This is a genomic window from Gordonia araii NBRC 100433 (assembly GCF_000241265.1).
Classification (GTDB): domain Bacteria; phylum Actinomycetota; class Actinomycetes; order Mycobacteriales; family Mycobacteriaceae; genus Gordonia; species Gordonia araii.
Map to the genome: position 1 here is coordinate 1 of NZ_BAEE01000097.1, position 1688 is coordinate 1688.

General features: G+C 65.2%; 1 protein-coding gene. It reads left to right on the plus strand.

Translation table 11 applies throughout. The features are described 5' to 3' along the window. Nucleotides 1-123: 123 nt before the first annotated feature. Complete coding sequence (locus GOARA_RS18700) at nt 124-1515, plus strand: IS1380 family transposase (RefSeq protein WP_007324000.1); 1392 nt, start codon at nt 124-126, stop codon at nt 1513-1515. Nucleotides 1516-1688: the final 173 nt, after the last annotated feature.

Genomic DNA, 1688 nt, shown 5'->3' on the forward strand with positions numbered 1-1688 from the left:
AGCCTGGATCCTTCATCGGTGAATTCGACTCACCGACCCTGAAACATGAAGAAAGGTGCTCTCACCTGCGATAATCGTTCTTGCGACAGTCCGATTACGTCAGAGCGAGGGAGCACCTTTCTGGTGAACAACTCTACCGTGTTCTACCCACACATCCACGCCACCGGCGACGGTGAGAACCTCGTGTCCCACGCCGGAACCATCCTGTTGACCCGAACCGTCGAGGTCAGCGGCCTGGCAGCCGAGTTGTCGACCGCACTCGCGCCGTGGCGCGCACCGTTCGCGGTCCACGATCCGGGCAAGATCATCGCCGACCTCGCCGTCGCACTGGTCGTCGGCGGTGACTGCCTCGCCGACATCGCAACCATCCGCGAACGTCCCGACACCTTCGGCCACGTCGCCTCCGACCCGACCGTCTCCCGCCTGATCTCACTTCTGGCGCAGTCGCCGGTCCAGGCGCTGTCGGCGATCGCCGCGGCTCGAGCAGCGACCCGGGCACGCGTGTGGTCTATGGCCGGCACTGCGGCACCGAACCACGGGATATCGGCGAAGGACCCCCTGGTCATCGATCTCGACGCGACACTCATCACCGCCCACTCCGACAAGCAATCGGCGGCGGGAAACTACAAGGGCGGCTACGGATTTCATCCGATGACCGCGTTCATCGACCACGGGCCCGGAGCGACGGGAGAAGCCGGAACGATCCTGCTGCGGCCCGGGAACGCCGGATCAAACACGGCCGCCGACCACATCACCACCACCCGTGCTGCGTTGGCGCAGATCACCGACCTACCGGCCCGTCCCGGCCGCAAGATCTTGATCCGCACCGACTCTGCTGGCGCCACCCACGACTTCCTCAACTACCTCCACAAACAGCGAGTCTCGTACTCGGTCGGATTCGGTCTGGACGCCCGATTGGGCGAGATCATCGACCGACTCCCGACACAGGCGTGGACCCCGGCCTACAACAGCGACCGTGAGCCCCGAGACGGCGCTGACGTCGCCGAACTGACCGGAGTCATCGACCTGACAGGGTGGCCTCCCGGGATGCGGGTGATCGTACGGCGGGAGAAACCGCATCCCGGTGCGCAGCTACGGATCACCGATCGGAACGGGTGGCGGTTGACGGCGTTCGCCACGAACACCAAGGGCGGGCAGCTGGCGGATCTGGAACTGCGGCATCGCCGTCGCGCTCGGTGTGAGGATCGGATCCGGCAGGGCAAGGACTGCGGCCTGCTGAACCTGCCGCTGCACAACTTCGCGCAGAACCAAGTGTGGACGGCGATCGTGGCGTTGGCGTTCGATCTGAACGCGTGGATGCAGATGTTGGCGTTGACCAGCACGAACGCGCGTACCTGGGAGTTGAAGACGTTGCGTCTTCGGTTGTTCGCGATCGCGGCCCGGATAGCTCGCCACGCCCGTCAGCGGCGACTGCGGTTCGACGCTCGCGCCAAGCACACTGGTCTGCTGATCGCCGGCCTCGAACGACTCGACGGCTACCAGAACAGCACGTGACCAGCGTGCCCTGACGTATCCGAACGATCTGAAAGACACCCTCCGGGCCCGTGAAACCCGGCCGCGATCCGGCGGCACCCGGCCAGCCTGTCGTACCCGACCTGCATAATCAGCGCCGCCGCAATCAATCCGAACCGCTCAGGCGGGGAGCAGCACCTGGTGAAAGATCGAGG